Source organism: Candidatus Competibacter phosphatis (assembly GCF_012939995.1).
GTDB classification, from domain to species: Bacteria; Pseudomonadota; Gammaproteobacteria; order Competibacterales; family Competibacteraceae; genus Competibacter; species Competibacter phosphatis.
On the sequence record NZ_SPMZ01000024.1, the window covers coordinates 16,099 to 41,675 of the forward strand.

22 protein-coding genes and 3 pseudogenes are annotated in these 25,577 nt (G+C 61.5%); 22 read left to right on the forward strand and 3 right to left on the reverse strand.

Features of this window, described 5'->3' with window-relative positions:
• Positions 1-3 precede the first annotated feature (3 nt).
• The 5 genes from lysA to E4P82_RS09090 are packed head-to-tail and all read left to right on the forward strand — an operon-like array spanning position 4 to position 5,004.
• Complete coding sequence (lysA, locus tag E4P82_RS09070) at positions 4-1,251, forward strand: diaminopimelate decarboxylase (RefSeq protein WP_169248581.1); 1,248 nt, start codon at positions 4-6, stop codon at positions 1,249-1,251.
• A 58-nt stretch (positions 1,252-1,309) separates the two neighbouring features.
• Complete coding sequence (locus tag E4P82_RS09075; RefSeq protein WP_169248582.1) at positions 1,310-1,732, forward strand: CoA-binding protein; 423 nt, start codon at positions 1,310-1,312, stop codon at positions 1,730-1,732.
• 47 nt (positions 1,733-1,779) lie between these two features.
• Positions 1,780-3,354, forward strand: a complete 1,575-nt coding sequence (locus tag E4P82_RS09080) for a bifunctional GNAT family N-acetyltransferase/carbon-nitrogen hydrolase family protein (protein ID WP_169248583.1) — start codon at positions 1,780-1,782, stop codon at positions 3,352-3,354.
• Positions 3,355-3,404: 50 nt separating this feature from the next.
• The gene (dapF, locus tag E4P82_RS09085; RefSeq protein ID WP_169248584.1) at positions 3,405-4,235 is read left to right on the forward strand and encodes a diaminopimelate epimerase; all 831 of its coding nucleotides are present in this window, start codon (positions 3,405-3,407) and stop codon (positions 4,233-4,235) included.
• A gap of 34 nt (positions 4,236-4,269) precedes the next feature.
• Complete coding sequence (locus E4P82_RS09090; protein ID WP_169248585.1) at positions 4,270-5,004, forward strand: DUF484 family protein; 735 nt, start codon at positions 4,270-4,272, stop codon at positions 5,002-5,004.
• A 7-nt stretch (positions 5,005-5,011) separates the two neighbouring features.
• Here E4P82_RS09090 and yihA read toward each other — a convergent pair.
• A pseudogene (gene yihA / locus E4P82_RS09095) lies at positions 5,012-5,669 on the reverse strand (ribosome biogenesis GTP-binding protein YihA/YsxC).
• 179 nt (positions 5,670-5,848) lie between these two features.
• Here yihA and E4P82_RS09100 point away from each other — a divergent pair.
• The 15 genes and pseudogenes from E4P82_RS09100 to msrB all read left to right on the forward strand — a co-directional run bounded on the left by E4P82_RS09100 (position 5,849) and on the right by msrB (position 22,614).
• Positions 5,849-6,457, forward strand: a complete 609-nt coding sequence (locus E4P82_RS09100; protein ID WP_169248586.1) for a c-type cytochrome — start codon at positions 5,849-5,851, stop codon at positions 6,455-6,457.
• 257 nt (positions 6,458-6,714) lie between these two features.
• Positions 6,715-8,082, forward strand: a pseudogene (locus tag E4P82_RS09105) (cytochrome c biogenesis protein ResB); the annotation flags it as partial.
• Positions 8,083-8,287: 205 nt separating this feature from the next.
• On the forward strand, positions 8,288-8,719 hold the full coding sequence (locus tag E4P82_RS21995) for a cytochrome c biogenesis ResB family protein (protein ID WP_246327465.1): 432 nt from the start codon (positions 8,288-8,290) through the stop codon (positions 8,717-8,719).
• 28 nt (positions 8,720-8,747) lie between these two features.
• Positions 8,748-9,926: a c-type cytochrome biogenesis protein CcsB gene (ccsB, locus tag E4P82_RS09115; RefSeq protein ID WP_169248588.1), complete on the forward strand. Its 1,179-nt coding sequence runs from the start codon at positions 8,748-8,750 to the stop codon at positions 9,924-9,926.
• A gap of 51 nt (positions 9,927-9,977) precedes the next feature.
• A complete protein-coding gene (locus E4P82_RS09120) occupies positions 9,978-10,610 on the forward strand; it encodes a thiol:disulfide interchange protein DsbA/DsbL (protein ID WP_169248589.1) in 633 nt (210 codons plus the stop codon).
• A 9-nt stretch (positions 10,611-10,619) separates the two neighbouring features.
• On the forward strand, positions 10,620-11,438 hold the full coding sequence (locus E4P82_RS09125) for an endonuclease/exonuclease/phosphatase family protein (protein WP_169248590.1): 819 nt from the start codon (positions 10,620-10,622) through the stop codon (positions 11,436-11,438).
• Positions 11,439-11,462: 24 nt separating this feature from the next.
• Positions 11,463-12,359, forward strand: coding sequence for a fructosamine kinase family protein (locus tag E4P82_RS09130; protein WP_246327466.1), 897 nt, complete (start codon positions 11,463-11,465; stop codon positions 12,357-12,359).
• Positions 12,360-12,531: 172 nt separating this feature from the next.
• Positions 12,532-13,677 (forward strand): succinylglutamate desuccinylase/aspartoacylase family protein, encoded by a 1,146-nt coding sequence (locus E4P82_RS09135; RefSeq protein WP_169248591.1) that lies wholly within the window; start codon positions 12,532-12,534, stop codon positions 13,675-13,677.
• Between the two features lie 204 nt (positions 13,678-13,881).
• Positions 13,882-14,733, forward strand: a complete 852-nt coding sequence (locus tag E4P82_RS09140) for a PstS family phosphate ABC transporter substrate-binding protein (RefSeq protein ID WP_281383672.1) — start codon at positions 13,882-13,884, stop codon at positions 14,731-14,733.
• Positions 14,730-15,308, forward strand: coding sequence for a hypothetical protein (locus tag E4P82_RS09145; protein ID WP_169248593.1), 579 nt, complete (start codon positions 14,730-14,732; stop codon positions 15,306-15,308). The genes E4P82_RS09140 and E4P82_RS09145 overlap by 4 nt, the downstream gene beginning before the upstream one ends.
• The gene (locus tag E4P82_RS09150; protein ID WP_169248594.1) at positions 15,238-17,703 is read left to right on the forward strand and encodes a response regulator; all 2,466 of its coding nucleotides are present in this window, start codon (positions 15,238-15,240) and stop codon (positions 17,701-17,703) included. The genes E4P82_RS09145 and E4P82_RS09150 overlap by 71 nt, the downstream gene beginning before the upstream one ends.
• Positions 17,704-17,851: 148 nt before the next feature.
• Positions 17,852-19,990 (forward strand): putative bifunctional diguanylate cyclase/phosphodiesterase, encoded by a 2,139-nt coding sequence (locus E4P82_RS09155; RefSeq protein WP_169248595.1) that lies wholly within the window; start codon positions 17,852-17,854, stop codon positions 19,988-19,990.
• A gap of 192 nt (positions 19,991-20,182) precedes the next feature.
• Positions 20,183-20,425 (forward strand): GlsB/YeaQ/YmgE family stress response membrane protein, encoded by a 243-nt coding sequence (locus tag E4P82_RS09160; RefSeq protein ID WP_169248596.1) that lies wholly within the window; start codon positions 20,183-20,185, stop codon positions 20,423-20,425.
• A gap of 131 nt (positions 20,426-20,556) precedes the next feature.
• Positions 20,557-22,138: pseudogene (locus E4P82_RS09165) on the forward strand (cation:proton antiporter domain-containing protein).
• Between the two features lie 71 nt (positions 22,139-22,209).
• A complete protein-coding gene (gene msrB, locus E4P82_RS09170) occupies positions 22,210-22,614 on the forward strand; it encodes a peptide-methionine (R)-S-oxide reductase MsrB (protein WP_169248597.1) in 405 nt (134 codons plus the stop codon).
• A 39-nt stretch (positions 22,615-22,653) separates the two neighbouring features.
• On the opposite strand, the gene mepA is transcribed toward msrB, so the two are convergent.
• Complete coding sequence (mepA, locus tag E4P82_RS09175; protein WP_169248598.1) at positions 22,654-23,508, reverse strand: penicillin-insensitive murein endopeptidase; 855 nt, start codon at positions 23,506-23,508, stop codon at positions 22,654-22,656.
• A 342-nt stretch (positions 23,509-23,850) separates the two neighbouring features.
• On the opposite strand from mepA, the gene E4P82_RS09180 reads away from it, so the two are divergent.
• Entirely contained in the window at positions 23,851-24,216 is a 366-nt protein-coding gene (locus E4P82_RS09180) for an effector-associated constant component EACC1 (RefSeq protein ID WP_169248599.1), read from the forward strand.
• Between the two features lie 28 nt (positions 24,217-24,244).
• Complete coding sequence (locus E4P82_RS09185) at positions 24,245-25,165, forward strand: CHAT domain-containing protein (protein WP_169248600.1); 921 nt, start codon at positions 24,245-24,247, stop codon at positions 25,163-25,165.
• Here E4P82_RS09185 and E4P82_RS09190 read toward each other — a convergent pair.
• The coding region (locus E4P82_RS09190) for a transposase (protein WP_211203087.1) at positions 25,141-25,577 on the reverse strand (437 nt) is incomplete at its 5' end. The two genes, E4P82_RS09185 and E4P82_RS09190, sit on opposite strands and share 25 nt — an antisense overlap.

Consider the following 25,577-nt stretch of genomic DNA (forward strand, 5'->3'; position numbering starts at 1 on the left):
ATCATGGACCATTTCGAATACCGCGACGGCCGGTTGCATGCCGAGGACGTGCCGGTCGCCGACATCGCGGCGACGGTTGGCACCCCTTGCTACATTTATTCCCGCGCCACGATCGAACGCCACTGGCGCGCTTTCGATCACGCCTTCGGTGAGCATCCCCATCTGGTTTGTTACGCGGTCAAGGCCAACAGCAACTTGGCGGTGCTGAACGTGCTGGCTCGGCTGGGGTCCGGTTTCGATATCGTGTCGGGCGGTGAGCTGGAACGCGTGCTTGCGGCTGGCGGCGATCCCGGAAAAATCGTGTTTTCGGGGGTCGGCAAGCGCCGTGACGAACTGGAACACGCCCTCGAAATGAAGATCCGCTGTTTCAACGTCGAATCCGAAGCAGAGTTGGCGCTGTTGGAGCGCGTGGCGGCGGAACGAGGCCAGCGGGCGCCGGTGTCGCTGCGCATCAATCCGGACGTGGACGCCGATACGCACCCTTATATCTCCACCGGACTCAAGCAGAACAAGTTTGGTATTGAGGTGGAGCGGGCGTTGGCGGTTTACGCGCGGGCCGCCGCCTCGCCGTATCTGGAAGTCGTTGGCGTGGATTGTCATATCGGTTCGCAGTTGACTCGGGTGGCGCCGTTCGTGGACGCGCTGGAGCGGGTGCTGGCGCTGGTGGGGCGACTGGAAGCGCAGGGGATTGCGATCCGTCATCTCGACTTGGGCGGCGGGCTGGGCATTCGCTATCGCGACGAGGAGCCGCCGCTGCCGGCCGAGCATGCCGCCGCTCTGTTGGAACGCTTGCGCGACCGGCCCCACGAAATTCTGATCGAGCCGGGCCGGGCCATCGTGGGCAACGCCGGCATTCTGGTGACGCGGGTGGAACTGCTCAAGCAAGGTGACGAAAAGAGCTTCGCGGTGGTGGACGCGGCAATGAACGATCTGTTGCGGCCAGCACTGTACTCGGCTTGGCAGGCGATTATCCCGGTCGAACCACGCGCGGTGGGTGAGCCGCATCGCTACGACGTAGTGGGACCAATCTGCGAAACCGGCGATTTTCTCGGCAAGGACCGGGAATTGAACATCGAGCCGGGCGATCTATTGGCGGTGCGCTCCGCCGGTGCTTACGGTTTCGCCATGAGTTCCAACTACAATTCCCGGCCGCGCGCCGCCGAGGTGATGGTGAACGGTGGCCGTTTCCAGGTGGTGCGCCAGCGGGAAACGGTGGCGGAGTTGTATGCCGGCGAAGCGGTATGGTCGTGAGTCCGCAGTTTCACGGTCTGGTGCTGGCTTCGTGGAAGTCCCACAAGGAACCGATTTCATGAACTCCCGTTTTACCAATCCCTCCATGGATGAAATCCGCACCCTCCTGAGGCGTATCAAGACCATCGCCGTAGTTGGGCTGTCCGCCTCGCCGCGCCGGCCTAGCCACGGGGTCGCCAAGGCATTGCAGGGTTTCGGTTATCGCATCATCCCGGTCAATCCCGCCTTGTCGGAAGGATTGGGCGAGAAGGTCTATCCGAGTCTGCGCGATTTGCCCGAGCCGGTGGATCTGGTGGATGTATTCCGCGATCCTTCCCACGTCGCCGCCATCGTCGACGAGTGCATCGATCTGAAGCTGCCGGCCCTCTGGCTACAGGATGGCGTGATCGATTCAACGGCGGCGTTGCGGGCACAAGCGGCTGGATTGACCGTGGTGATGGATCGCTGTATTTACCGCGACTACCTCCGGCTGGTGGCATGATCGCGTCCGCCGTTTCCAACCTCTAACCGCGCAAGCTCGATTTTGCAATGACCGATCAAACTTCCGAAAACCCGATTCAGCATCGAACCCTCGAACACCCGGTCCAGCACCGGCTGAAACTACGCAACCTGCGTCTGTCCGACTATGGCGATGTCGAGGAGATCATGGAAGCGGTCTACCCCAGCATGGACGGGGCTTGGAGTCGCGAGCAGTTCGCTTCCCAGATCGCCCGGTTTCCGGAAGGGCAAATCTGCATCGAGGACAATGGCAAGGTAGTGGCGGCCACCATCAGCCTGATCGTGGACTACGGTCGCCATGGTGATCGTCACACCTACAATCAGATCATCGGTGACGGCTACCTCACCACCCACGACCCCAACGGCGATACCTTGTACGGGGTGGATGTCTTCGTGCATCCCGATTATCGCGACATGCGGCTCGGTCGGCGGTTGTACGACGCCCGCAAGGAACTGTGCGAGAAGCTCAATCTGCGCGCCATCATCGTCGGCGGCCGGATTCCCGGCTACGGCAAGTACGCCCACGACATGACCCCCCAGCAGTACGTGGAGCAGGTGCGGGCCAAGGAGCTGGTGGACCCCATCCTGACCTTCCAGTTGGCCAACGACTTCCATGTGCGCAAGATCGTGACCGGCTATCTGCCCGACGATACCGAGTCCCAGGCTTACGCCGTGCTGCTGGAATGGCTGAACATCTACTACGAAGATAAAGAGGTCCTGATCGGCGGCCGCAAGTCGGTGGTGCGGGTTGGGGCGGTACAGTGGCAGATGCGGCAGACTGTCTCGCTGGACGATATGTTGCAACAGGTCGAATATTTCGTAGATGCGGTGGCGGGCTACAAGACCGACATCGTGTTGTTCCCGGAATTCTTCAACGGCCCGCTGATGGCGCAGTTCAACCAGCGCAATACCGCCGAAGCGGTGCGGCAACTGGCCGAATACACCGAACCGCTGCGCGATGCCATCGCCCAGTTGGCTGTCGCCTATAATGTCAACATTATCGCCGGCAGCATGCCGGAATATGGCAGCGGTGTGTTGTACAATGCCACTTATTTGTGCCGGCGCGATGGTACCTGGGATAAGCAGTCCAAACTGCATATTACTCCCGACGAGCGGTCCTACTGGGGTCTTCAGGGTGGCGACTCGCTCAGGGTATTCGAGCTGGATGTCGGCAAGATCGGCATCTTGATCTGCTACGACGTGGAATTTCCGGAACTGCCGCGTTTGCTGGCCGATCAGGGCATGCAGATTCTGTTCGTGCCGTTCTGGACCGACACCAAGAACGCCTATCTGCGAGTGCGGCGTTGCGCGCAGGCCCGAGCCATCGAGAACGAATGCTACGTCGTGATTTCCGGCAGTGTCGGCAACCTGCCGCGAGTGGAGAACATGGACATGCAGTACTCTCAGGCGGCGGTGTTCACCCCGTCCGACTTCGCGTTCCCGCACGACGCCATTGCCGCCGAAGCCACGCCGAATACGGAAATGACGCTGATCGTCGATCTGGATCTGGACAATCTCAAGGAGATGCGCATGCATGGCAGCGTGCGCAACTTCCGCGACCGGCGGCTGGATTTGTACAAGATTGCATGGACGGGGAGGAGTTGATGTTGTGAATCATAAAAATACATTCGCTTGATCTGGTCGAGGTTAAGGCGATGAAACTGCACTTCACCAAGATGCAAGGACTTGGCAACGATTTCGTGGTGATCGACGGCGTCAGCCAGCCGGTGGCATTGACGCCGGAGTACATCCGCCGGCTCGCGAATCGCCACTTTGGCGTTGGTTGCGATCAACTTCTGTTGGTCGAGCCTTCCGATCGGGAAGATGCCGATTTTCGCTACCGGATCTTCAATGCCGACGGTGGGGAGGTAGGGCAGTGCGGCAACGGTGCCCGTTGTTTCGCCCGTTTCGTGCGCGATCGGAGGCTGAGCGACAAGAGCGACCTGTGCGTGGCAACCGCGACCGGTCTGCTGCGCTTGACGATCCAAGCGGACGACCGGGTGACGGTGGACATGGGTCAGCCGCGGCTCGACCCGGCCGACGTGCCCTTTTTCGCCACCGAGCGCGCGCCGCTCTATCCGATCGCCGCCGACGGCATCGAGCTGGAAATCGGCGTGGTGTCCATGGGCAACCCACACGCGGTACTGCGAGTGGACGATGTGGAGCGCGCGCCGGTGGCCCATCTGGGGCCTTTGCTGGAACGGCATGGCCGCTTTCCCCAACGCGCCAACATTGGGTTCATGCAGGTGATCGCGCCTGATCAGATTCGGCTACGGGTCTACGAACGCGGTGTCGGCGAAACGTTGGCCTGTGGCAGCGGCGCCTGCGCGGCGGTGGTCGCCGGCCGGTTGTGGGGTCTGCTGTGGCCCAGCGTGCGAGTCGAGCTGCCCGGCGGTGCGTTGGATATCCACTGGGCGGGCGAGGGTGAGCCGGTGACCATGACCGGACCGGCGGTAACGGTATTCGAAGGCTGGATCGAGCCATGAGCGCGAGGCGGCCAACCGCAAGGTGGATCGAACGATGAGCGACGAACAGGCGGTACCGGGTCCGACGGAAATCGAGCGCGTCGTGGTCAACTGGTTGCGCGAGCATCCCGAGTTTTTCATCCGTCATCCCGACCTGGTGGAGAGCCTGCGGGTGCCTCATCCCTGCGAGCCGGCGGTGTCGTTGCTGGAGTACCAGAACCGTTTGTTGCGGGAGCGTGGCCAGCGCTTGCATGGCAAACTGTTGGAACTGGTCGCCATCGCCCGCGACAACGACCGGCTGGCGGAACGGGTCCAGCGGTTGGCGTTGGACCTGCTGGATGCGCCGAACGAATTGGACGGGCTGCTGTATCGCATAAAGGCGGTACTACGGGACGAATTCAACGCCGATTGCGTCGCCCTGTGTCTGGAAGCCGCGCTCGTCGCCGGCTCGGGGGCGGAAGAATTCCTGCGCCCGGAGGCGCTCGCCCTGTTCGAAGGCTTGCTGCAGGTTGGCAAATCGCGCTGCGGTCGTTTGCGTCCGGAGCAAGCCACCGCCCTGTTCGGCGATTGCGCGCCGCAGGTGGCTTCGGCGGCGCTGGTGCCCTTGGGCGACGGCCGGTGGCGTGGACTGCTGGCGCTGGGTAGTTGGGACGAGCAGCGCTTCCATCCCGGTGCCGGCACGCTGTTTCTGGGGCGGGCCGGCGAACTGGTCGGTCGGGCATTGGGGGCGCGTCTGTTGGCCGACAGGTGGCGGACTCGGTCCGACCCGTCCTCGGCGCATGAAGGCTGAGGTGTTTTCACGGTTCGTCCCGATACCCCAACCAGTGATCCAGTCGTGCGTGGGCTTCGCCGATGCCCTGGCCGGTCAGCGCCGAGAACAACTGGGCGCTGGCGCCCGGATAATTCGTTGCCAGCCGCCGTTTCAACTGGGCCAGTGCCGCCAGCGCCGCGCCCCGGCTGAGTTTGTCCGCCTTGGTCAACAGGATGTGCGCCGGCAGTTCGCGAGCGGCGCAGCCGTCCAGCAGTTGGCGATCCATGTCGGTCAGTGGATGGCGGATATCCATCAGCAGCAGCAGGCCGCGCAGCGCCGCGCGCCCGGTCAAATAGCGTTCCAGTAGTTCTCCCCAGTGCCGGCGAATCGAGTCGGGAACCCGGGCATAACCGTAACCCGGCAGATCGACCAAGTAGCGATCCGGCTCCACCAGAAAAAAAGTTGAGCAGTTGGGTCCGGCCGGGCGTTTTGCTGACTCGGGCCAACTGCCGCTGGCTGGTGAGAAGGTTGATCGCGCTGGATTTGCCGGCGTTGGAGCGGCCGGCGAAGGCCACTTCCCGGCCGGTATCGGGCGGAAGCTGGGCCAGGGCGTTAACGCTATACAGAAAACGGACGCCACGCCAGCGGCCGGTGGTCGGCACGGCTCCGGTGGAGATATAAGTAGTATCGTTGGGGTTTCTCATTGAACTCAAAGGCCGAAACTGATATATAAAACTGCCGCTTTCGGGACGGGACCGATTCAGGCAAACACCAGTTCCGTTACCGCCGAGCGAGGCTTGGCCACCGGCCCGCGTTGCTCTGTTCCGCGCCGGCGGCAGGTCGCCTGAACCGAATACCGTCATCGTACAGGAGCCTTCCAAAAATGAAAAAACTCGTTGTGATCGCCGCGACCTGCGCATTGCTCGGTTCCACAACCGCCGTGTTGGCCGCTGGCGACGCCACCGCCGGTAAGGCCAAGTCCGCCACCTGCGCGGCTTGCCATAGTCCGGACGGCAACAGCACCAATCCCCAGTATCCCAAACTGGCGGGACAAAGCACCGACTATCTGCTCAAGCAATTGCAGGAATTCAAAAGCGGAGCCCGCGCCAACCCGATTATGGCCGGCATGGTCGCGCCATTGAGCCCACAGGATATGGAGGATCTGTCAGCCTATTTCGCGTCCCAGCAGGTCACCCGCGCTGCGGCCGATCCGGCTCTGGCGCCGGTGGGCGAGGCACTGTTCCGTGGTGGGGATCTCAACAGCGGCGTTCCGGCCTGTTCGGCTTGCCACGGTGCCACCGGTGCCGGCAATCCGGCCGCCAAATTTCCAGCGCTGGCCGGCCAGCACGCGGAATACGCCGAGATTCAGTTGAAAGCCTTCCGCGCCATGGAGCGCTCCAACGACGCCGGTCAGATGATGCGCGTCATCGCGGCGAAATTGACCGACCCGCAAATCAAGGCGGTTTCGTCCTACGTGCAGGGCCTGCAATAAGTCTTGGGTGAGCCGAGCCGGATATCCGCCGGTTTCGCATGAGGGTGGTCGTTTGGCCACCCTTTTTTCTGTCACGCCGTCCGGCCTCGACAGCGATCAGGTTCAAACCGGTTCGGAATGCCTGAACCGATGCCGCCCGGTCGGGTCGAACAGGCTTCCCGCACGTTTTCCCGAACCATACCGTGAACGAAACCGCCGCGCATCAATCCGATCACCGCCGTACCCTGGGCTGGGTGTTGCTGGAATTTTTCGGTTCCATGAACCTGGCGATCACTCTGCTGGTGGTGGTGGCGGTCGCCTCGGCGATCGGCACGGTTTTGCAGCAGAACCAAGCTTATCCGGATTATGTGCTCAAATTTGGGCCATTCTGGTTCGAGGCGTTCCGGCGGCTGGGGCTATACGATATCTACGGCGCTGGCTGGTTCGTCGGTATCCTGGCGTTCCTGATTTTGTCCACCAGTGTTTGCCTGTACCGTCAGGTGCCGGGGATGCTGCGGGAGATGCTGCGGTTCCGCGCCAATGTTCAGGCTCGTTCGCTGCGCGGTTTCCACCAGCACGCCGAGTGGCGGCTGTCGGATCACGGCCTCGACGCCACGCAGAGCGCGGTGACCGAGGTGCTGCGGGCGCGAGGCTACCGCTGGCGCGCTCACGATGGCGGCGAGCATCGAGTGGTGGCGGCGATGAAAGGCCGCTACAACCGTCTCGGTTATCTGTTCACGCACGCCGCGGTGGTGATGATCGGTATCGGTGGCCTGCTGGATGGCAATCTATGGCTGAAACTGAAGGAATGGCGCGGCGAGATCGTGCTGGAAACCCGCGACCTGGCCGCCCGCGACATCCCCCCGGCCAGCCGGCTGGCGCCCGGCGCGGTGCCGGCATTTCGCGGCAACGTGATGCTGCCCGAGGGCGCCGCAGCCAATTTCGTGTTCGTTCGCGCGCGCGACGGTTTTGTGCTGCAGGAACTGCCGTTCGCTATCGAGCTGAAGGATTTCCAGGTTGCCTACTACGATACCGGTCAGCCGAAATCTTTCGTCAGCCAAGTGCTTATCCATGATCGGGAGCATCTGGGCGAGCAGCCCATGGAAGCGACCATCCGCGTCAACCACCCGCTCACTTATCGCGGTTATTCGATTTACCAGTCCGACTTCGGCGACGGCGGCTCCAAGCTGGATCTGCGCGCCTGGCCGTTGACCGTGGCCCGGCTGGAGCCGACCGAAGCCAAGGGTACGGTGGGCAGTTCCCTGAAAGTGGGCGGCTCGAATGGAGCGCTGACCCTGGAGCTGGACGACTTCCGCCTGTTCAACCTGCTGCCGGAACCCGACGCCCGACCCGGCGAGCGCAAGTTCCGCAACTTTGGTCCCAGCATTGGCTTCAAGCTGCGCGACGCGGCCGGCGAGGCCCGAGAGTACTTCAATTACATGGCGCCGGTGCAACTGGAAGGCCGCTGGTTTTTCATCAGCGGCATGCGGGCCCAGCCCGGAGAGCCATTCGCCTATCTGCATATTCCGGCAGACCCGAACAACAGTCCCGAACGCTTCCTGCGCTTCAACGCCCGCTTACGCGATTCCGACTGGCTACAAGGTATTCTGGCCCGTGCCGTGCCGGTGGCGGACGAGAGCCAGGAATACCGCCGCGACCTCGAACGAGTGCGGTTGAGCTTGGTCGAACTGTTCGCTCAGGGCGGAACCGCCGCAGTGGCGGAGCGGGCCAAGACGGTGGTGCCGGCCGAACGACTGCGGGAGGCGAGTGCGCTGTATCTCAATATCCTGCGCGATACCCTGGCCCAAATTTTCATCGAAGTACTGCGCGAGGAGGGGGTCGACGTCGAGCATGGCGTCGGCGAGCGCGAGGAGACGTTTTTTCAACGACGCCGTGTCGGCGCTGTCCGCGCTGCCGAGCTATGCCTCGCCCTTCTACCTGCAACTGAGCGGTTTTCAACAGGTGGAGGCTTCCGGCTTGCAGGTTACCCACAGTGGTGGAGTCAGCGTGGTCTACACCGGCTTTGCTTTATTGGTCATCGGTGTCTTTATCATGTTTTATACTTCGCATCGCCGGGTGTGGGCTTGGCTGGCGATCGAGGAGGGGATGACCCGGCTGATTCTGGCCGGGACCGGCAACCGCCGCCAAGCCGAATTTGCCCGTGAGTTCGCCGGGTTGCGGGCGATGTTCGAGCGGCGGCTGGGACCATCCGAGGAAGAACGATTCGCTCCGTCCGCTATCCCGTCTCCAGACGCGCTAGCAGCGGATGCCGGAGCGAAGTAGCGATAGCGATGAGAGGAGCGGAATGGCAATGGCGGTAACGCGCGAAGCGCTGTTGGAGCAGTGGGAGCAGCCGGCCTTTTGGCGCTGTTTGACGATCGGGGACGGTCTGTGGATGCTGCTGGCGGCGGCCGGCTCGATCCTGGTCTGGTGGCTCTATCGCTCGTACATGGATGGCTACGAGATCGCCATCCAGGCCGGTAGCACCCTGGGGCTGATCGCTTGGGGGCTGTACTGGAAACCGGTGCGGTTGCTCGCCCTGGCGGTGGCGGTGCTGGCGACGCTGGCGCTGTGGCGCTACGGCGCGGATTACGCGTTGCGCCACAGCGATTTCTGGCTCAAATACTTTCTGGAAAGCCAGGTCGCGTTCATGTGGATGAGCGCCTTGTACGTACTGGCCACCGTCACCTATTTCGTCGCGCTGCTCGGCCGTTCCGACTTCATCGGCAAGACCGCGACCGCCCTGACCTGGACGGCGACGATCATGGGTTTGACCGGCCTGCTGGTGCGTTGGCGCGAATCCTATCTGCTGGGGGCCGACATCGGGCACATCCCGGTCAGCAATTTGTACGAAGTGTTCATCCTGTTTGCGTTGATTACCGCGCTGCTCTATCTCTTTTACGAGGATCGCCACCGTACTCGCGCCATGGGTGGTTTCGCCCTGCTGGTGATCAGCGGAGCCGTTGCCTTCCTGCTGTGGTATACCTTCGACCGCGAAGCCCAGCACATTCAACCACTGATTCCGGCTTTGCAGAGCTACTGGATGAAGATCCATGTGCCGGCCAACTTCATCGGCTACGGCGCGTTTTCCTTGGCGGCGATGCTCGGGGTGGCCTACCTGCTGCGATCCGGCGTCGAGGCGCGTTGGCCGGATGGCTTGCTGGCGCGAGTATTGCCACCGCTGGAGTTGCTGGACGATGTCATGTACAAAGCCATCGCGCTGGGGTTCGCCGCCTTCACCATCGCCACCATTCTTGGTGCGCTATGGGCGGCCGAGGCCTGGGGTGGTTACTGGTCCTGGGATCCCAAGGAAACCTGGGCACTGATCGTCTGGCTAAACTATGCAGCCTGGCTGCACCTGCGGTTGACCAAGGGCTGGCGCGGTACGCCGATGGCTTGGTGGGCGGTGATCGGCCTACTCGTGACCTTGTTCGCTTTTCTGGGGGTCAACATGTTTCTGTCGGGGCTGCATTCCTACGGCACGCTGTAAAGCCGGTCCGCCACCCCGTTTCCGTCAACCGAAATCGAGAGAATTCCCGCGATGCCGAACCCATTTCGTCGCCTGCTGCCGATCATACTGGCTTGCGCGTTGCCGCTGGCCGTTGCCCACGCCGCCGATCCGGCCACGCCGCCGTTTGAGGAGGGTAAGGATTATGTGCGTCTATCGACGCCGGTGCCAACAGATACGCCCGGCAAAATCGAAGTGATCGAGATGTTCTGGTACGGTTGCCCACACTGTTTCGACCTGGAGCCGAGTGTGCGGGAATGGCTGAAACACAAGCCCGACAACGTCGCCTTCGTGCGGATTCCGGTCGCGTTTGGCGCAAGTTGGGAGCTTGGCGCCCGCGCCTACTATGCCGCCGAGGCTTTGGGTGTGCTGGACCGGATTCATGAGCCCTTGTTTGAGGCCATGCATCAGCACAAGCTGAAGGACGAAGATGACCTGGCGGCGTTCTTCGCCGAGCACGGAGTCGATCAGGATGCCTTCCGCAAGGCCTACTCCTCGTTTCAGACCGAGACCCAGTTGCGCCGTGGTAACCAATTGGCACAGCGTTACGGGGTGCGAGGCGTGCCGGCGGTGATCGTCAACGGCAAGTACGATGTGCGCTCGCCGCGCATGTTCGAGGTCGTGGATTTCCTGATTGTCCAGGAAGCCGCCGCGCCCGGAGGCTAGCGGCGCGCGATGAGCGACCAAGGCGAACCGCGCCGCTTGCGGCTGCTCAGCTACAACATCCAGAGCGGGTTGACCACCCGCAAATATTCCCAATATTTCACCCGTAGTTGGAAACATCTGGTGCCGGTGCCGTCGCGGATGAGCAACCTGGACGGTATCGCCCGGGTGTTGACCGACTACGACCTCGTGGGCCTGCAGGAAGTGGACGCCGGTAGCCTGCGTAGTGGATTCGTCAACCAAGTCAAATACTTGGCGGATTATGCCGGCTTCGAGTACATGTTCGATCAGTCCAACCGCCGGATCGGCATGATTTCGCAGCATGGCAATGCGGTGCTCAGCCGCATCCGGCCGACCGCCATCACCGAACACAAGTTGCCGGGGCTGATTCCGGGCCGAGGCGTGCTGGAAGTCCGGTTCGGCGCGGGGAAGGATGCCTTGCATGTGCTGATCGTTCATATGGCGCTGGGTCGGCGCGGGCGACTGTTGCAAATCGAGTTTCTGGCCAATTTGATGCGCGATTACCGGCACATCGTCCTGATGGGCGACCTCAATTGCCGGTCGGATAGCCTGGAGATGGGGACATTGTTGGCGACGGCCCATCTGTGCGAGCCGGTGCCCGGACTGCAAACCTTTCCCAGTTGGCAGCCGGACCGACATCTGGACCATATTCTGGTGTCGCCGTCCATCGCGGTCGAACGGGTGGAAGTGTTGAACCACGTTTTTTCGGATCATCTGCCGATCGCCATGGAAGTGCGATTACCGGAGGAGTGCAGGGTAAGGGAGCCAGAAGACAAGGATCGGATCGAGGAGCTGCACTCGCTCCTCTGAGATTTTCCAACAGCCTTTATTCCCTTGAATTCAGAACAGTTCTGGAATGTGTTGGAACAGCGCATCGGCGTGGTGACCGGCCGGCGTTTCGTCGCTCGACAGCGCCAGCCACTCGGTGGCGGTTGCATCAATCAGGCGTGGCGAGTTGGGGACGGCGAACGGGATTTTTTCGTCAAGACCAATAGCCTCGCCGTTGCCAAGACCATGTTCGAGGCGGAGGCCGCCGCTCTGGCGGAACTGGCCGCGACCGGGGCCGTACGTGTGCCCTTGCCAGTCGAGCATGGTACCGCCGCCGGGTTGGCTTTTCTGGTGCTGGAATACCTGCCGCTGGGCGGAGGCGGAACGCGGGCGCTGGAGATTTTGGGTCGCCGCTTGGCCGCGCTGCACCGCATTCCCCAACCGTTTTTCGGTTGGCATCGGGACAACACCATCGGATCGACCCCCCAGCCCAATGAGCGTGGCGATGATTGGATCGCCTTCTGGCGCGAGCGGCGGCTTGGCTTTCAGTTGGATTTGGCCGTCCGCAACGGCCATGGTGGTGAACTGCGACGGCGGGGCGAGCAACTGCTGGTGCGGTTCGCGGAGCTGTTCGCTGGTTACCGGCTGGTGCCGGCGCTGCTGCACGGCGATTTGTGGGGCGGCAACGTCGGCTGCACCGTGGAAGGGGAGCCGGTCATCTTCGACCCGGCCTGCTACTACGGCGACCGCGAGGCGGATCTGGCGATGACCGAGTTGTTCGGCGGTTTTCCTGAACGCTTTTATGCCGCTTACCGGGAAGCACTACCGCTGGATGTGGGTTACCCACAACGGCGGACCCTGTATAACCTGTACCATGTGCTCAACCATCTCAACCTGTTCGGCGGCGGCTACCGTACCCAGGCCGAGCACATGATCGACCGGCTGCTGGCGGAATTAGGGTGACGAGAGGCAGGGAGCGGCAAATAGCGCGTCGGATGGATTCGATTCGGCGATGGCCCGGCGCTTCACCCGTCCGATTCGCGTCCAGCCAATCGCTCGTTTCGCCTGTTTATCGATTTCCCGGTTAACGTGATTGCCTTGGATTCACCGAACCGCTGATGCAGGAGAACGCTCGATGCCCACCGCCACCGATCACCTCGAATTGCCCGCCCCGGCACCCGGTACCCGGCGGGCGCTGCGGGTCCATCGCTACGGCACGCCCGGCGCGCGGCCCAAAGCCTATTTTCAGGCCGCCCTGCATGCCGACGAAATACCGGGTCTGCTGGTGGCACAGCACCTGCTGCGCGGGTTGGAACAGGCGTGGGAACAAGACCGGATGGTGGGTGAGGTGGTGGTCGTGCCGATCGCCAATCCAATTGGTTTGAGCCAACACTTCAACGGCCGTTTGTTGGGTCGCTTCGATGGCGAGGGCAGCGGCAATTTCAATCGCGGTTTTCCCGATCTGGCACCGCTCGCGCTGGAGCGGTTGCGGGGGCGGTTGCGCGCCGATCCGGCCGACAATGTGGCATTGATCCGCGCGACCTTGCGGACGGTGCTGGCCGAACAACGAGCGGCGCGGGAGGCGGACGCGCTCAAGCTGGCGCTATTGGGACAGGCCATCGATGCCGATTTCGTCTTCGACCTGCACTGCGACGGTGAGGCGCTATTGCACCTGTATGCATCGCGCTGGCAGGCGGACGAGGCGCGGGCGCTGGGCGCGGAACTGGGCGCGGCGGCGATTTTGCTGGAAGAGGAGCCGGGCGGCAATCCATTCGACGAAGCCTGCGCCGGTCCATGGTGGAAACTGCGCGCGGCGCTGGCGACGGAAGGCCCGGTGCCGCTGGCCTGTTTCGCGACCACGGTGGAACTGCGCGGGCAGACGGATGTGAGCGATGAATACGCGGCGGCCGACGCGGCGGCATTGCTGCGATTCTTACGGCGGCGTGGCGTGATCGCCGGCGAGCCGGAGCCGTTGCCGGAACCGCGTTGCCAGCCGACCCCACTGAATGGGGTGGACGTGCTGACCGCGCCGGTCGCCGGCGTGCTGGCCTATCGCAAGCATCTGGGCGATGCGGTATCGGCCGGCGAGGTGGTGGCGGAGCTGGTGGACCCGCTCGGCGAACCGCCTGGCGCGGCTCGCTGGGCGGTCCGTGCCACAACCAGCGGTCTCTTGTTTGCCCGCATGGGCGAGCGACTGGCTCGACCCGGACAGAAATTCTGCAAGGTGGCGGGACGGGAATCGTTGAGTTACCGCCAATCCGGGAAGTTGCTGGAAGATTAGGCCAGCGATAGTGCTGCGGCGACCCGGCCAGACGACGGTCTCGGCGGGCGGGTTTCGCCGCTTTTGGGTGGAATCGGGGGAAATCGCGCGGCGCGCGCGCGCCCCACTGGAGGATGCTCACAGAGGTTTGGCACAATTCGCCACAAAGTTACTATGCTTGCGCACAACACTAAGATCAGCAAGGCATTCGATAGGGGAAGCATGATGAGACCCACCGTTTGGAACAATAAAATCCATGTCCTTGGTCTTGTGTTACTGCTGGTGGCGAGTTTGGCGAATGCGGCGGATCCCGCCCGAATGGAAACGCTGACCGTTGGCGGAACGGGCTCGGCAATGCCGCTGATCGGGCAATTTGCCCAGGCGTATGGCAGCCTTGAACCAAACGTCAAGGTGCGAGTCGTCGACCCGCCGCTAGGCAGTAACGGCGCGATTCGCGCGGTGCTCGCCGGTGCGGTCGATCTGGCTGTACTCGGTAAGCCGCTGACCGAGGCCGAAAAAGCCCAGGGCTGCCAAGACTGGGAACTCGGCCGTACCCCCTTTCTCGTGGTCACCGAGAGGAAATTGCCACTGCCCGGTTTCACCGTCGAGCAACTGGCGGCGATCTACAGCGGCAAGATGACGACCTGGAGCGATGGTTCGCCCATTCGGCTCGTGGTGCGCAACCTGTTCGAATCGGACACGCTCATTCTGCGCAAGATGTCGCCGGACATGGATCGGGCGGTTGACGTCGCCCTGGCACGGCCTGGCATGTTGGTCGCCGCCAATGATCTGGAGAACATAGATCTGCTGGAGAGGACGCCCGATTCGCTCGGCACGAGCAATCTGGCTTTGGTGCAGGCCCAGAATCGCAAGCTCAATGCCCTGCCCATCAATGGCAAGGAGCCGACTCTGGCCGCCATGCGCCAGGGAACCTATCCTTACTCCAAGAGTATTTACCTCGCGCGCGGCCCCAAGTTGTCGCCGGTGGCCCAGGGTTTTCTGGAATTCATCCTGTCGGCATCCGGGAAGGAAATACTGGACCGCGCGGGTTACGTGCCAGCCCCGTCTCAGCCGTGAAAGCGCCTTCCAGCATCGAACGTCTGCTGACCTGGATGGCCGGCGGTCTGGCGGTGCTGGTCATGGTGGCGCCGCCCACCGCGTTTTTTCTCTGGTCCTATCAGAGCCGAAGTGGCGCGTTGCAAAGCGAGTCTCAGCTTCTTGCCTCGGTCGTTACGGAGTTTGTCAACCAAAGCACCAACTTGTGGCGCTTCCAGCCCGAACGGTTGACGTCGCTGCTGCAACAGTATGGCAATCAGCGGTACGGTTCCGCCGTGATCGACCAGGATGGAACAGTAATTGCTTACCGGATGCTGGAGCTGGATAGACCTACGCTCACCCACTCTCACCCGATTTACGATTTCGGCGTCGAGGTTGGCGAAGTGCAAGTGGTGGCCTCGTTGCGTGACCTGCTGACGGAAACCGCTTGGATCGTCCTCGCCGGAACGATACTGGGCATCGCACTTTTTTTTTCCGCTGGGATTTGTCCCGGCCCGCGCCTTGCGGCGAACAACGCAGGCGCTCGTGGACAGCGAAAACGCTTACCGGCAGCTCGTCGAGTTGTCGCCCGATATGATTTTCATCAGCCACGATGAAAAAATCATCTATATCAATACCGCCGGCGCTCGGATGTTTGGGGCGGATTCTCCTTCGGCCTTGCTTGGCGCATCGGCCTGGGATCGGTTGCATCCAGATTGCCACGAAGTCGTGCGGGAGCGAATACGGAACCACACGATTGAGACAGCCCTCACTCTGCTGGAGGAGCGCTGCGTGCGGATGGATGGCACCGTGTTCCCCGTGGAGATGGCCGCCGCTCCGTTCGTATACCGGGGCAGGCTGGCTTTGCAAGTCGTCGCGCATGATCTGTCCGACCGCAAGCAGACGGAGGAGGCGCTGCGGAATGCCAAGGAAGCCGCCGAGGCAGCCAATCGGGCCAAGTCGGAGTTTCTGGCAACGATGAGCCACGAGATTCGCACGCCCCTGAATGGCGTGTTGGGCATGACGGAGCTGCTGCGGGATACGCCCTTGAACACCCAGCAGCAACGATTCGTGGACATGATCTTGCGCTCCAGCCATGCTTTGTTGGCGACCATCAACGATATCCTGGACTTTTCCAAGATCGAGTCGGGCCGGATGGAGTTGGAAGTCGTGCCCTTCGACTTGAGGGAACTGATGGAAGAGACGGCGGCGCTGCTGGCTGAGCGGGCACATGAAAAGGGTTTGGAACTGATCAACGACTTGCCGTTCAGTCTACCAGCCTCGGCGCAGGGCGACCCGGTACGCTTGCGACAGATCCTGGTCAATCTGGTGAGCAACGCCATCAAGTTTACCAAGCGAGGCGAAGTGGTCATGCGGCTACGCGTGTTGGCCCAGGATGCTGCGGGATTGCGTCTGTGCTTCGAAGTCCAGGATACCGGTATCGGGATTGCTCCAGCGGCGTGTACTCGGATTTTCGACGCCTTCACCCAGGCGGACGGCTCCACCACTCGTCATTATGGCGGTACCGGACTAGGGCTGGCCATCGTTCGGCGGCTGGTGCGGTTGATGGAGGGGGAGATCGGCGTGGACAGCACGCCCGAGGTGGGTTCCCGGTTCTGGTTCACCCTCCTGTTGTTACAACCGACATTACGGCCGGCGGCAAGCATGCGGTTACCTTGGCCGGCGCAGCAAGAGTTGCGAGGCTTACGGGTGCTGCTGGTGGACGACAATGCCACTAATCGGGAGATGATGCGGCGACAGACGGCGGCTTGGGGCTTGGTCAGCGACGAGGCGGAAAATGGAACCCAGGCCCTGCTTCGATTGCGGGACGCCGCGCGGGCCGGCAAGCGCCATGACTTGGCATTCCTGGATCTGCGGATGCCCGAGCTGGATGGCCTCGAATTGGCGAGGGAAATCCGTGCCGATCCCACGCTGGCCGGAATCAAGCTGGTGCTATTGTCCTCCAGTGGGATGGATACCTGGACCGGGCAGGCGACGCAAGCCGACATACAAGGCGTTTTATACAAACCGGTGCGCCAAGCCGAACTGTATAAAATTCTGTGCCGATTGCTGGGGCGAGCGGCTGATCCGAATAGTCGGCTCCGGGCATTGCCCACCACGGGTTCGTCCCAATTCACCGGCTGGGTTCTGGTTGCCGAGGATAACCCGGTCAATCAGGAAATGGCCTTGGCGGTACTGCGCGCGCTGGGTTGTCAGGTTGAGGTGGTGGCCAACGGTCAGGAAGCGGTTGAAGCCGTGGCTCGAACCCAGTATGACCTGCTTTTCATGGACTGCCAGATGCCCGTGCTGGACGGTTTTGCCGCCACCGCCGCCATCCGCCACTGGGAACAAGTCCAGGGTCGACCGCGTCTCCCGATCATTGCCCTGACCGCCAACGTCGTCAAAGGCTTCCGGGAACAGTGCCTGGCGGCGGGGATGGATGATTATTTGAGCAAGCCTTTCACCCAAGAACAATTGGTCACCGTGCTGGATAGCTGGTTGCTCGTTGAGGAAAGCAACTCGCTGATGCCCGCTTCGCGGTTGCCGCCCGTTTCCTCGCGGTCGCCAACGGCGAGCACGGCGATAACGGCCGTTGACCCTGAAGTCGCCGCGCCGGTCAATCCAAACCGCCAGTCTTCGCCGGGGCGGACCGTATCCCCGCTGGACGAGCGGGCGCTGGCCCAAATCCGCGCTTTGCAGCGACCTGGCCAGCCCAGTGTGCTGGGTGGCGTCATCGACCTCTATCTGGACAACGCGCCCACCTTGCTTCAGCAAATGCGCGAGGCCATCACCGCCGGGGATGGCGAAGCGTTGTGCCAGGCCGCTCACGGGTTCAAGTCGAGCAGCGCCACTCTCGGAGCGACTCGGTTGGCGGCCGTGTGCGAGGACTTGGAGCGCCGAGGGCGGAACCGATGTCTGGAAGATACCTCCGCCTTGCTATGGGAGGCGGACCGCCGTTATATGCGAGTGCGGGAAGCACTGGCCGTGGAGATGGAGAGAGAACGGCGATGAACTGGCATTTGTCAGCGCATGATGATGAATCGACCAATCCCCTTGAGCGCAACACTTTCGCCAGTTTGATCCGGGGTCGTGGCGGGTGGGTTCGAATCGATGCCGTACTGTTTTATTGTCGTCGTATTCGGCCAAGATGGAGTCGCCGATGAGTATTGATACCGTTGCCGCGCCAGCCAGGATTTTGGTGGTGGACGACGATCCCGTGACCCGTTTCCTGGTGATCGGAGCCCTGGAGCAGGCCGGTTTTTATGTCGAACAGGCTGAGAATGGTCGTCAGGCACTCACGGCTTGCGAGCGGATCGACTTCGATCTCATCACCTTGGATGTCATGATGCCCGAGCTGGATGGATTCGCGACCTGCGTCGAACTGCGCCAGCGGCCCAGGGGAGTGCAGGTACCGATCCTGATGATGACCGGTCTGGACGATTATGAATCCATCAACCAAGCGTTCAAGGCCGGTGCAACCGATTTCATCACCAAGCCCATTAACTTTGTCCTGCTCGAATATCGGGTCCGGTATCTGCTACGGACCAGCGCGGCGATGGTCAGCCTCTACGACAGTGAACGTCGGCTTGCCACCGCCCAGCGCATTGCGCGGCTGGGATATTGGGATTGGAGCCATGATCAGGAGTTTCTTCATCTGTCGCGGGAAGTTTGCGAAATGCTGGGGCTCGATCCCCAAGCGCCCGAGGTTCCATTCCAGGTGATTCTCAAATGCGTGCATGAAAAGGATAGGAAAATCCTGGATCAATGGTTTGAGGAGATATGGCAGGGCGGACAAGCCAGGGCAATCAGTCACCGACTGGTGGATGCCAGCGGTGGCTTGCGTTATGTCCAGCAACAGATCGAGGTCGTCCTGGATGTGTCCGGTCGCCCTGACCGCTTGTATGGCACCCTGCAAGATGTCACCGATCTGCGTCAGGCGGAGGAACGGATTTGGCAATTGGCTTTCACCGATAGCCTCACGCAACTGCCCAACCGCGAGCTATTCAAGGATCGTCTCGATACGGCGCTCAAGCTGGCCAGGCGCCACGGTCGCCAGCTCGCACTGTTGTTCCTGGACCTGGACAATTTCAAGCGCATCAATGATACCCTGGGGCACAATGTGGGCGATCACCTGCTTCAGGCGACGGCCGAGCGGCTGAAGTTGAGCATTCGCGCCAATGATTCGGTGGCGCGGAACCCGATGGAAGAGCAGGACGAGAGCATTGCCCGATTGGGAGGCGACGAATTTACCGTGCTGCTGCCCGAGATTCAGCGCAGCGAGGATGCCGCCAACATTGCCGAACGGATTCAGGAGCGCCTGTCGCAACCGCTCGCCCTGGATGGTCACGAAATCATCGTGACCCCCAGCATTGGCATTGCCGTCTTCCCGCAAGATGGGGAGACGTCGGAAGCATTGCTCAAAAGCGCCGACATGGCCATGTATTCCGCCAAGCGCCAGGGCCGAAATCTCTATCGATTTTACAATGCCGCTTTGAATGAAGCCGCTCACAAGCGCCTGACGATGGAAACCCAGTTGCGCAGGGCGATCGAGCGAAACGAACTCTCCCTGTATTACCAGCCCCAGCTCGATCTTCCGAGTGGTCGCATCTGTGGCGTCGAAGCCTTGGCGCGCTGGACGAATGAGCTGCTGGGAACGGTGCCTCCCCTCGAATTCATTCCGCTCGCCGAGGAAACCGGGCTGATCATCCCCATCGGCGAATGGGTCCTGCGCACCGCCTGTCGGCAAGCCAAGGCTTGGGGGTGCGGGATTGATCCGATGCGAATGGCGGTCAATATTTCCGTGTTGCAGTTCGTGCAGCCCGGTTTCACGGGACTGGTGGCGCAGATTTTGGGGGAAACCGGTCTCGAACCGGCGGCGCTGGAACTCGAAATCACCGAAAGTTTGTTGATGAAGGACCCGGAAGGGGCGTTGCGCACGCTTCGGGCGCTCAAGAACCTGGGTGTGCAATTGGCGATCGACGATTTCGGCACTGGCTATTCGAGTTTGAGCCGTCTCAAGCAACTACCGCTGGATCGACTGAAGATCGATAAGGGGTTCGTCTGCGAAGTTGATTCACAGCCCAACGATGCCGCCATCGCCACTGCGGTGATCGCCATGGCCGAAAGCATGGGGCTACGGGTCATCGCCGAGGGCGTGGAGAGCGAGGCCCAGTTTCAATTTTTCAAGGCCAAGCACTGCGATGAAATCCAGGGATACTATCTGAGCTGGCCGCTGCCCGCGGCTGAAATCACCACGATGCTTCAAAAGCGGTTTGCTCCACATGATGAAGGTGAGTGATTTTCCCAACAGACTGGCGAGCTTGGAAGCGTTGGGCGAGTGCTAGCGGGACACAGCAATTGAAAAAGCGCGGAAAAATTGCGGGATGAGGGGGGATGGGCGATACGACGCGCCTGAGCAATTTTCGCCGGTGGCCGCCATCATGCGCTATGATCGATAAGACCACAAGCCACTATTATACAGGATAACCTTATGGATTTGATTGGATTTCTGATTATTGGCCTGATCGCTGGCTGGATCGCGAGCACCTTCATGCGTGGCGGCAGCATGGGACTGGGCGGCAATCTGGTGATCGGCGTGATCGGCGCCTTTGTTGGCGGTTTTCTGTTCCGCTTGCTCGGTTTTGCCGCGGTCGGTCTGATTGGCCAGCTCATCACCGCCACGGTGGGTGCCATGGTCTTGCTGTACGTGGTGCAAGTGCTCAAGAAAGCCTGAGGTTTTGTAACGCCTCGATTCCGGTTGTTGGAAAGCGACGCAACCGGCTCCGCCTGACGCCGGACGAGACAGTATCGTACCGGTCCCGCCCATGTTTTCATCGGATTCCGATCTGGGAGTTTTGCTGACCAATGGATGCTTTCTGGATTGCGCTTGCGTTTTTTCTGGGATTGTTGTTTCGCTATTTGGGTTTGCCGGCGCTGGTTGGCTATCTGGCGGCGGGGTTCGTACTGAATGCCCTGGGTCAGAGAGGCAGCGAGCTGCTCGAACAGATCGCCCATGCCGGGGTATTGCTGCTGCTGTTCAGTGTTGGCCTCAAGCTGCGGATCAAAAGTCTGACTCGTCCCGAGGTTTGGGGTGGCGGGCTGTTGCATCTGGCGATCAGCGGCGTGTTGCTGGGGGGGGGTGCTCGCGGTTTTGGCGCTGCCGCCGGGACAGGCGTTGCTGCTGGCGATCACCCTGGGTTTTTCCAGCACGGTGCTAGCGGCCAAGAGTCTGGAGGAAAAGGCGGAACTGCGCGCTTTTCACGGCCGGGTGGCGATCGGCATTCTGATCATTCAGGATTTGGCGGCGTTGGTATTGATGACGGTGGCGGGCGTGGGGGCGCCGTCGCTGTGGGCGCTGCTGGTGCTGGGATTGCCGTTGTTGCAGCCGCTGGTGATGAAATTATTGGATTGGAGCGGCCATGACGAATTGCTGGTGTTATATGGACTGGCGCTGGTGTTGCTGGTCGGCGGCTTGGGCTTCGAGCATCTGGGCCTGAGTTCGGAATTGGGCGCGCTGCTGTTGGGGGTTTTGCTGGCGAGTCATTCCCGGGCGATGGAACTCTCCAAGGCCTTATGGTCGCTCAAGGAAGTGCTGCTGGTCGGTTTTTTCCTGCAAATCGGGTTGGAAGGTTGGCCCAGTCTGGCCACGCTGGGCGGGGCGTTGTTGCTGGCATTGCTGTTGCCGCTCAAGGCGGCGCTGTTTTTCTTCATCCTGACCGCCTTTCGGCTACGTGCTCGTACCGCCTTCCTGACCGCGCTGGCGCTGGCCAGCTACAGCGAGTTTGCGCTGATCGTGGTGAAATTCATGGTCGGTAACGGTCAATTGGGTTCCGAGTGGTTGGTGCTGCTGGCCCTGACCGTGGCGTTGTCCTTCGCCATCGCCGCGCCATTCAACCGCTTTGCCCATATCCTGTACGAGCGCTTGGAACACCGGCTAGCGCGGTTCGAGCGGGCCGACCGCCATCCCGACGAACAACCGGTGTCGCTGGGTAGCACTCAGATTCTGATTCTCGGCATGGGCCATGCCGGCACTTCCGCCTACGATTTTCTGAAGAAGCGCCAGCATGTTCCGGGCCAGCCCAAGGTGCGGATGGTGTCCGGCATCGACTCGGATCTGGTCAAGGTCGAACGGCATCTCCATGAAGGCCGGCGGGTGGTCTACGCCGACGCCGAGGACCCGGGATTCTGGCATCGCTTGCGATTGGACGGTCTCAAGGCGGTGGTGTTGGCGATGCCGGACCCGGAGGCCAAGAACATCGCCACTCGCCAGTTGCGGCGGCACGGCTTCGAGGGAGTGATCGGCGCGATCAGCAGCTACCCCGAAGAGGCGGAAGCTCTGAAGGCGGCGGGCGCCGACATGACGTTTCTGGCATTCAACGAGGTCGGCGTGGGTTTGGCCGAGCATGTCTGGGAGGCTTTGGAGAAACAGGCCGGCCAGCGGGACTGAGCTTGGTTCGACACCAATTCGGGCGGTCGTGGTCTATCGGGCGTAGGTCCCAACTCACATGAGGAGCAGCCATGAGTTACAAGATCAGCAAATCCGATGCCGAGTGGCGGGCGCAGTTGACCCCGGAGCAATATCGAATCTGCCGCCAGAAGGGGACGGAACCGGCCTTCACCGGCGATTATCACGACTGTCATGAACCGGGTGTTTACCGTTGCACATGCTGCGGCGCCCCGCTGTTCGATGCCGAGACCAAGTTCGATTCCGGCACCGGTTGGCCGAGCTTTTGGGAGCCGGTGGAGGCGGAGAAGGTGGCCACCGCCGAGGATCGCGGTTTGTTCATGCGCCGCACCGAGGTGTTGTGCGCGGACTGCGGGGCGCATCTGGGCCATGTATTCGACGATGGCCCGGCCCCGACCGGTCAGCGCTATTGCATCAACTCGGCGGCGCTGAAATTGGGGGATAAAACGGAAGAGTGACCCGGTGGTGACCGAGGCATGGCCCGCCGGGAAACCGGTTTATCGCTGGGCGGTGGTGCTTTCCAGCACAAAACCGCAGGCCGCCGGTAGTTTGTCCGCGGACGGCGGCTCGGCTTTCCGGTGGGGACGCGGTGACAGTATCGACTGCACGATGTCTTGCACCCAACTGGCCAGATTGGTGTCGCAACCGTCATTGAGCGGGATCGGTTTTTGCGATGTGCATTGATCGGAATCGGGCGGGCAAGCCAACCGGACGTGAAAGTGAGCGTCGTGTCCCCACCATGGCCGCAGCTTGTACAACCAGCTTCGGTCGGTTTCGCGGGCGCACAATGCTTGTTTGATGATCGGATTGACGAAGATCCGTTCTACTTCGGGCGCCAGCGCCGCTTGTTTCAGCGCGTCCCGATAGCGCGGCGACCAGCGGGCGTCGTTCAATTCGCCATCCCCGGCGCGCACCATCGACACCATCTCGACCTGCTCGACTTCGCTGCGTGAGAATAAGCGGTCGCGCGGCGGCTGCAGGAACCAGATATCCACATCCAGCCCGCTCTGGTGGCTGCGATGGCCATTCGGCATCGGACCGCCGCGCGGTTGCCCCAGATCGCCGATCAGCAGCCGCCCGCCGTGCGCCGCCGTTTGCCGGCCCAGCCGCTCCACCAGCCGCACCAGCAGAGGGTGACCGTAATAGCGGTTGCGGCTGGGACGCATGACCTGGTAGCCGTCGCCCACCAGCGGCAGCGCCACTGCTCCGGTGATACAGCCGGCGGCGTAGGAGCCGATCACCTGTGGCGGACCCGCCAGCGGATAGCTGACCCTGCTCCACGCGTTGCCGGCCCAGGCCGGTGCCCATCCCCACAGCAACAGAATCAGTAATGCGGCGGATCGGGTCGTCATGCTATTTCCCCCTCAAAATAAAATCAGATTCCTTAAGCTTATCATCGCCAGGGGCAGCGTGCCCAAGAGGCTAAAGCTATCGCCGATCTTAGTGGTGAGAACGTGTGAAGTCACCGGTTCCCATGGTGCGATTGCGGCAAAGCCCCTGGTATCGGGCGTTGTACCTGAAACTTGGTGACGAGGCGCGACAGCGGGATTTTCACAAGCTGCGTGAATTGGGATTGATTTGTCTTGATTTGATCGGATTTGCTTGAGGCTGTCAGACTTGAGTTTCAAATGAAGCTGTGAGCACCGTTATGTTACGGTACAACAAATCAGGGTTGTTCCAGCGAGCGCGTCGTCATGCACATCTATCTCACCAGCGATGATTCCAAGCCATTGGCGCAATTGGCTGCCAGCCTGAATCAAGATCTGCAAGCCGCTGGCTTGATGGAACACTTCACTTGGCGTTCCGAGGCTGCCGAGCCGGTGAAGGGCGAGCCGATCAGTACCGCCATGATCATTCTGGCGATGGTCGGCGCGGGTGGCGCGCTGACGATGGCTGTGGGCAAGGGCGGCTTTCTCACCCGTTTGGCCGAGGTGCTGGAAACTTGGATCAAGCGCAATCAGGTGGAAGTGACGGTGCAGGCCAAGGGTCGGAAGATCGCCATGTCCGGTTCAGCGCGTCATATCGAAAAGCTGTTGACCAAGGCGCTCGAAGATCGCTGACGGCTGTTTCCACGGAGAAGGAAAATCCATGCGACTCTTTACGCTCCAAGTATTTTCTCAAACCGCTACCGAACAACGGTTGAGGTTGTTGGACGACCAGGGAAAGCTGTTCGGCGAGCGTTCCTTGTCGCAAGCCGATATCGAGCGATTCGTCACCGAAGTCGAGAAGGACTACCGCGCCAACAAGTTGGATTTGAGCGCTTTGGGTCGCCGGCTGTACGAGTGGCTGGATGGCCCCACCGAGCGCTGGTTGGCGACGCTGCGAGCGCAACATCCCGATCTGGCGCTGCATGTCGATGTCGAGAGCCGCCTGCGCCATTTGCCGTGGGAATTGCTCTACGGCGACGCTTATCTTTGCGGCCATCCCCATCACCGTTTTACCCCCGTCCGACAGGTGAACCATCGGCGCGATTCCGGCCAGCCGGCCAACCGGCCGCTGCGGGTGTTGTTCATGGCGTCCTCACCGGAGAATGTGTTGCCAGTGCTGGATTTCGAGACCGAGGAGGCGCGGATTTTGGAGGCGACCCGCCGCCGGCCCCTCGAATTGATGGTGGAGGAAAGCGGTAGCCTGGAGGGTTTACGGGAGCAGGTGACGGCGGTGGAGGCGGGCTATTTCGACGTATTTCATTTGACCGGCCACGCCGATATCCGGGCAGGCAAACCCATTTTCATCCTTGAAGATCCGCTGGGTTTCAAGCGTGAGGCCGATGCCGACCAACTGGCCGAAGCCTTCGGTCACCATTGGCCGCGTTTGCTGTTTCTGTCCGGTTGTCGCACCGGCCAATCGCTGGAACAGGGCGAACTGCCTTCGCTGTGCGAAGCGCTGGTGCAGGCGGGTGCGCCGGCGGTGCTGGGTTGGGCCTTGCCGGTGGGGGATCGGGACGCCAGCCAAGCCGCCGCCTATCTGTACGAACAACTAGTACCTCACCCGACCTGGATTGACGGATAGAGGCGTTTGAGTTTGATGCGTGCATCTGCGGTGGTGAAGCGCCAGTTCACCGGCCGAGGATCGGCATTGCGAGCCTGTTGCCAAGCGGCGACCTCTCGGACCAGGGTGGTGGCGTCGGGGATACGGCGATTCAAGCACTGTTGGCTCAGGACACTCAATTCGATCTCGGCCATGTTCAGCCAACTGCCGTGCTTGGGGGTGTGATGGATTTCCAGTCGTTCGAGGAGACGCCAAGCAACGGCGGGTTCGAAAGCCTGATAGAGCGCAGCCGGTTTATGGGTATTGAGGTTATCCAGGACCAGGACCACTTTGTCGGCATGGGGATAACGTACTTCCAACAAGTCCTTGACGATTTGGGCGAAATCAACGGCGGTGCGTCGATCAGTCGCAGTGACATACCGTTGCCGGTGAG

Bases quoted from the DNA above. Each gene is read 5' to 3' on its own strand.
- lysA (WP_169248581.1), top strand. From the start codon at position 4: ATGGACCATTTCGAATACCGCGACGGCCGGTTGCATGCCGAGGACGTG.
- E4P82_RS09075 (WP_169248582.1), top strand. From the start codon at position 1,310: ATGAACTCCCGTTTTACCAATCCCTCCATGGATGAAATCCGCACCCTC.
- E4P82_RS09080 (WP_169248583.1), top strand. From the start codon at position 1,780: ATGACCGATCAAACTTCCGAAAACCCGATTCAGCATCGAACCCTCGAA.
- dapF (WP_169248584.1), top strand. From the start codon at position 3,405: ATGAAACTGCACTTCACCAAGATGCAAGGACTTGGCAACGATTTCGTG.
- E4P82_RS09090 (WP_169248585.1), top strand. From the start codon at position 4,270: ATGAGCGACGAACAGGCGGTACCGGGTCCGACGGAAATCGAGCGCGTC.
- E4P82_RS09100 (WP_169248586.1), top strand. From the start codon at position 5,849: ATGAAAAAACTCGTTGTGATCGCCGCGACCTGCGCATTGCTCGGTTCC.
- E4P82_RS21995 (WP_246327465.1), top strand. From the start codon at position 8,288: ATGGCGTCGGCGAGCGCGAGGAGACGTTTTTTCAACGACGCCGTGTCG.
- ccsB (WP_169248588.1), top strand. From the start codon at position 8,748: ATGGCGGTAACGCGCGAAGCGCTGTTGGAGCAGTGGGAGCAGCCGGCC.
- E4P82_RS09120 (WP_169248589.1), top strand. From the start codon at position 9,978: ATGCCGAACCCATTTCGTCGCCTGCTGCCGATCATACTGGCTTGCGCG.
- E4P82_RS09125 (WP_169248590.1), top strand. From the start codon at position 10,620: ATGAGCGACCAAGGCGAACCGCGCCGCTTGCGGCTGCTCAGCTACAAC.
- E4P82_RS09135 (WP_169248591.1), top strand. From the start codon at position 12,532: ATGCCCACCGCCACCGATCACCTCGAATTGCCCGCCCCGGCACCCGGT.
- E4P82_RS09140 (WP_281383672.1), top strand. From the start codon at position 13,882: ATGAGACCCACCGTTTGGAACAATAAAATCCATGTCCTTGGTCTTGTG.
- E4P82_RS09155 (WP_169248595.1), top strand. From the start codon at position 17,852: ATGAGTATTGATACCGTTGCCGCGCCAGCCAGGATTTTGGTGGTGGAC.
- E4P82_RS09160 (WP_169248596.1), top strand. From the start codon at position 20,183: ATGGATTTGATTGGATTTCTGATTATTGGCCTGATCGCTGGCTGGATC.
- msrB (WP_169248597.1), top strand. From the start codon at position 22,210: ATGAGTTACAAGATCAGCAAATCCGATGCCGAGTGGCGGGCGCAGTTG.
- mepA (WP_169248598.1), bottom strand. From the start codon at position 23,508: ATGACGACCCGATCCGCCGCATTACTGATTCTGTTGCTGTGGGGATGG.
- E4P82_RS09180 (WP_169248599.1), top strand. From the start codon at position 23,851: ATGCACATCTATCTCACCAGCGATGATTCCAAGCCATTGGCGCAATTG.
- E4P82_RS09185 (WP_169248600.1), top strand. From the start codon at position 24,245: ATGCGACTCTTTACGCTCCAAGTATTTTCTCAAACCGCTACCGAACAA.